Here is a 5115-nt window from a genome sequence, read left to right on the forward strand (position 1 = left end):
TCGAATTCATGACTTTATTCCCTATGGCTATGATGAACGGCAGTTTTGTTCACCTGCTTTTAACTTGCCAGTGGGAAGTCTATCCAGAACCCCTTTTGGGCAATTTCCAGAATACCACACTTCCGCTGATGACTTGAATTTTGTGAAAGCCGAGCAATTGGGAGAATCCCTGATATTACTGCTCCAAGTAGTTGAAACTTTGGAAAGAAATAAAAAATATTTGAACCTAAATCCTGCCTGTGAGCCTCACCTTGGTAAAAGAGGGTTATATCAAAAGATTGGTGGAAATTACGATCAATTTAATTCTCAATTGGCCATGCTTTGGGTCTTGAATATGTCGGATAAACATAATTCCCTTTTAAGTATTTCTGAAAAATCAGGAATCAATTTCAAGGTAATTTGTAAGGCGGCAGATTTATTAGTTGAAAGTGGTCTTCTTAGGGAGGTTGAAGAAGTTTCTCTTAAAGAATTAAGAACCTTACACAAGAGTTAAGTCATTTACGGAGAGATTTTTTTATAGTAACCTGAAGTGCTATGCCAGTTTTATTATTTTTTCTTCTTTTTATGTTTGGGTTTTGTTTGGGACGTTACCCGGACATCCCTAATGGTTCAAAAAAGATTGATAAAAGCCTTTATTTTTTTATCTAGATTTGAATCTATGAATGGTTATTTAATAACATTAATCCTCAAATTAACCTAAGCATTTGACAATTCCCTCGCTAAAATTCTTTACCATTTTTTCATTGGTATAAAGGAGTGCAGAGGACTGACAGCCCTTTTTTAAATGTTGTAGTTTTTCCGGATTTTTTAAAACTTTAACGACTCCTTCCGCGAAACTATTGATATTATTTTTTGTCATTACACCATTTTGCCCAGGGGCCAGGTATTCTATTTCTGGGCTGTGGTAAGGGTATTGAGTGGTTATTAAAGGTGTTTCCATGGCAAAGGTGTCTAAAATTGCCAAGCCTACTAATCCAGGCATTAGGAAAACGGAAGCAAGTTTGAAATAGGGGACTTTTTCCTCATTGAACTTAGGTCCTAAATAATGCATCCAATTTCGTTTCTTTTGAGCTACAACCACTTTTTCAGATTCGTTCCCAGCTCCAATCAAGATAAAATGAAAATCAGGTATAAAGGATTTTATTCGGTCACATGCCTGGATTAAGAAATCAATTCTTTTTTCTTTGTAGATCCCACCACAATATAAACCTATGTTTTCTGATTGTATGCCCAGTTCTTCTTTTATGGAGTCTGTTTGGGCATTGGAAATGGCTTGATATTGGGATAATAATGCACGCGTATCAATGGCATTTTCAATTACGGAAATCCTGTCTTTATTAAATTTATTTTTGATCAGGTATCTTTTAACACCTTCCGTATAAGGGAACCACCAATCTACTTGGGTCAATAACTTTTTTTTAATTTGATTAGCCAAGCTGTATTCCGGGCTTTGCATATTTTTTCCATGACCGCAAAAAGCCAGTTTTACCCCATGGATTTTTCTAAAAAGCATTAAATAATAGTTGAATAATAATTTATTGGCCTGTTGAACGATGACTAAATCCGCTTCTTTTAAAAGGAGAAAGGAGGTTTGCCAATATAAATCTAATCCCATGATCCATATGGTTTTTCCATTGACAAGGTGACCCCAGGATATATCTATTTTATCTTTTTTTTGTTGATCTTTTTTTGTTCCTTTTCCATAAATTAAAAGCAACTCAGTCCCTTTTTTTTTCAATTCACTCTTTAGTTGGTTGTAAAACTCCCCTCTATATTGAGATATAACTCTGTCGATAATTAGCACTTTTTTCATCTGAATTGTAGGGTTAATTGGGAAGCCCCAATTTCAAAGGTTTGAAGGGGAAAAGGATTAATTGTAGGACCAAATAAACCGGAAGCCATTTTACGGGAGGACTTAATTTTTTGATTTCGTTTATTTTAAATAACTGAAGTATGCGTTTAGCATCTCCAAAATTTCCCTTAATAAAGGATCGAAAAGCTCCTGCTAAAATAAATTGATAAAAATATAGCGATTTAGCTTTTTGAAGTAGTGAGGAGGAAATTTCCCTTCCTATTGTAGCCTGTTGAAAAATCTCCAGGAGATTGATAATGTTCTCTTTATTAAACATGCCTGAGGTTGCTGCGTTATCATGGATAGTGTAGGCTGTTGTAACATATTTGAAATATAAAACGCCATATTGACCGAACATTCGGATCCAAAGGTCGAAGTCATCCGCATCTTTTTTGGAAGGATCAAAGAGGCCAATTTTTTGGTATGCTTGACGATGAATAATAAATGCCGGAAATCGGACAAAAGAAGAGTTACTTAATACCTTATATAGGGCGTAAGAAGGAGGGAAATAGCTGTTTTTTTTTACTTTTTGTGTCCTTAAGTTTCTTCTGTAATCGTTACGGTCTTAATCCCAAACATGATAACTTTATGTTTGCTTGCTTGTAGGTGTTTTAATATGAGCTGCAAGCCCCCAGGTAGTAAATAATCATCATCATGAATGATGTATATGTATCTCCCTCTCGCTAATTTTATGCATTTGTTGTGATTTTCAGTAGGACTTATGGATGGGTTGTTTTTGAAATATTTCCAGGTGCATGTTTCATTTTTTAATGATTTTTGTACAACCTCTTTGGTTTCATCATTTGTAGAGTTATCACAGATAATGATCTCAATTTCTCGATTTTTTGGTTCAATGGAATTAAGTGTTCTTTGGATCAATTTGGGCCTGTTATAGGCTGGAATGCAAATGCTTAATAAGGGGGGAGGGGAAGTTTTATTATTGATCATTTGATGAAAAAGAATTTAGTCTTGGTTTAATATTTCATGATAATATTTGTTCATTTTTTCTACTCTGGTTTTCCATTCCAGGGTTTTTGCAAATTCAAATCCAGCTAGTCCCATTTTTTTCCTTTTGTTTGGGTTATTATAAAGTTGTTTGACAGCCGCAGCTAATTTTTCGCAAGTCTTTTCCGGGGTACTGATATCTATTTTTATGGCTGCCTTTGGAGGAATCAGGTTTCGGGCTCCATGAAGGTTTAGGGTTAAGATAGGTAAACCATGGGCCATGGCCTCCAAATACTGAGCTGCGCAAGAGTCTCTTAAGGTGCAGAACATAAAAAGGTCATGCGAGGCATAGGCTTTTTTAACTTCTTCCCAGGGTACCCTTCCCATTACCTTAACTTTCTTTTTCAAATGGTTTTTGGCTATCCAATGCTCTAAATTAATGGACATGGGGCCATCTCCTATGAGAGTCAATTGAAAGGGAATTTCATTTTCAACCTTCCCAAGGGCATCTAACACTAAAGGCAATCCTTTTCTTGGGAACATTCTGCCCAACCATAAGATTTTTAGTGCTTTTCCTTGGGGTTTAAGGGGTAGAATAGTGGGGTAGAACTCCGAGGGAAGTCCTACATCAACAGTTAACTTACTGTTTTTAGCCCCATATTTTTGTGCTAATTCAAGGGTTTCATGGTTTGTGGCCAGGATCATTTGAGCCTTTAGGAGTGTCTGTTTAGTATTTCTATTAATTTTTAAAAGTAAATTACTAATCCAATAGCGTTTGACCTCCTGTTTCCAGCCCTTATAGAAATACTTTTTCAGGCTTTTTGGAGCCATTTGCCCCCCTCCCGCAGGCCCAAAAATTAGGGGTTTATCTAACCTCCATAAAGCTGAGCCTAATTGTAGACTCCCGTATGTAACATGATGAATTAGATCGAAATCTAATTTTTTGTCTAGGATTTTTGCCTCTTTGTAAGCTACTTCTTGCCAATAAAGGTAGTGGAAATATACACCACTTTGATATTTGTAAAGATAATCTACCCATTGGGGCACTTTGATAAAGATAAAATGAAGGGAGGGAATAGGATTTTCCTTTAAGGCTCTATCTATACTTTCTTTGCTTGATTCTTGTGTGAGACACCATATTTCATTCCCCTCTATGGCATTCCTTGTGGTCCAGTTCCATCCATTGTTTTTCTCTCCTCCCTCAAAGGGGGAGCAGGCATATGCCGATACTAAAATTTTTAGCGCTTTTTTGCCCATTTTTTATTAATTCATTAGACCTTTTGAAGATTCAAACTCACTTAATATTGCCCCTTGAGAATAGGTTTCTCAGCCGTGGATTTTGAAATATAGCTGTAGGCAATTCCTATTAAGCCGAAGTAATATGGTGGAATGGAGTAGGCGATACCATAAACAAGCCCACAAACAATAAAGGCAAATAGAGTTAATTCTTCGGTGTTTAGAGATTCTCGTTTATAGAATTTTCTTAAAATGTAAAATATAGGAGCTAAGAGGATTATAAGACCGGCAATACCAAAATAAAACATAATGTGGATATAAAAATTATGGATGTGATGTCCGGTATTATCGTCAAAGTATGCGGTACCGGTTTGTTCCATGGATCGGTAAAATTGAATTGGTAATTCAAAGCCTTCCAATCGCATTCCAAACCAAATGTGGTCAGTAATAAAAGGCCAATAGGAAATAAATTGTCTTAACCTCCAATTAGCTGTTCCCTTGACTTTATAGTCTTTTACTTCGGTGAAACGTTCAGATAATGTTTGGATTATTTCTGGTTTCTCACTGAAAATAAAGATGCTAAGAAAAAACAGGAAGATCAGGGGAAAAAGATAAAGGGGGAGAAGAGTTTTGGTTTTTAATGGAATTTTCAAGTGCGTTTTAAGTAATAATATATTTATGAAAAATCCAAATATAGTTCCAAACCATACGGTCCGATGTTGAAAGAAGATTACGAATGCCAAGCATATAAAGAACATTATGAGTTGAGTGAATTTGTTTTCCTGCAAGTATTTATTAAAAAAATAAAATAGAGGGAGGGTTAGCATTAAAAGCGCAGTGGATTCAAGTCCCCGATCACCTTCCACAAAAGCATTCCAACTAAGGTTTCCAGCTCTTAGAAATATCAAGTTTCCCAGGAAGACAGTGAAAATTACATAGGCAACAATTTTTAATTTTTCCCCTTTAACAGAAGCAAAAAAGCAATATATAAAGGGAATAAAAAATATCGGTGTGATCAGCGATATAACATGTGGGTATTTATAAATTGAATCAAAAAGATAATAGGATTCTAATACCATTAA

Annotated in this window: 6 protein-coding genes; 1 reads left to right on the top strand and 5 read right to left on the bottom strand. The window is 35.5% G+C overall.

The genetic code is table 11. The features are described from left to right. The coding region (locus E1171_RS07440) for a DUF4910 domain-containing protein (protein ID WP_155205381.1) at positions 1–493 on the top strand (493 nt) is incomplete at its 5' end. A 198-nt stretch (positions 494–691) separates the two neighbouring features. On the opposite strand, the gene E1171_RS07445 is transcribed toward E1171_RS07440, so the two are convergent. From E1171_RS07445 to E1171_RS07465, 5 genes are all read right to left on the bottom strand, one after another. Then, positions 692–1813: a glycosyltransferase family 4 protein gene (locus E1171_RS07445; protein WP_155205382.1), complete on the bottom strand. Its 1122-nt coding sequence runs from the start codon at positions 1811–1813 to the stop codon at positions 692–694. Positions 1814–1826: 13 nt separating this feature from the next. Continuing rightward, entirely contained in the window at positions 1827–2210 is a 384-nt protein-coding gene (locus tag E1171_RS07450; protein WP_155205383.1) for a hypothetical protein, read from the bottom strand. Between the two features lie 179 nt (positions 2211–2389). After that, positions 2390–2800, bottom strand: a complete 411-nt coding sequence (locus tag E1171_RS07455) for a glycosyltransferase family 2 protein (protein WP_155205384.1) — start codon at positions 2798–2800, stop codon at positions 2390–2392. A 15-nt stretch (positions 2801–2815) separates the two neighbouring features. Beyond that, positions 2816–4054, bottom strand: coding sequence for a glycosyltransferase family 4 protein (locus E1171_RS07460; RefSeq protein ID WP_155205385.1), 1239 nt, complete (start codon positions 4052–4054; stop codon positions 2816–2818). A 41-nt stretch (positions 4055–4095) separates the two neighbouring features. Further along, positions 4096–5115 (bottom strand): O-antigen ligase family protein (locus E1171_RS07465; protein WP_155205386.1); only part of this gene is annotated, 1020 nt, incomplete at its 5' end.

This window comes from Xanthovirga aplysinae, assembly GCF_009711365.1.
Lineage (GTDB): Bacteria > Bacteroidota > Bacteroidia > Cytophagales > Cyclobacteriaceae > Xanthovirga > Xanthovirga aplysinae.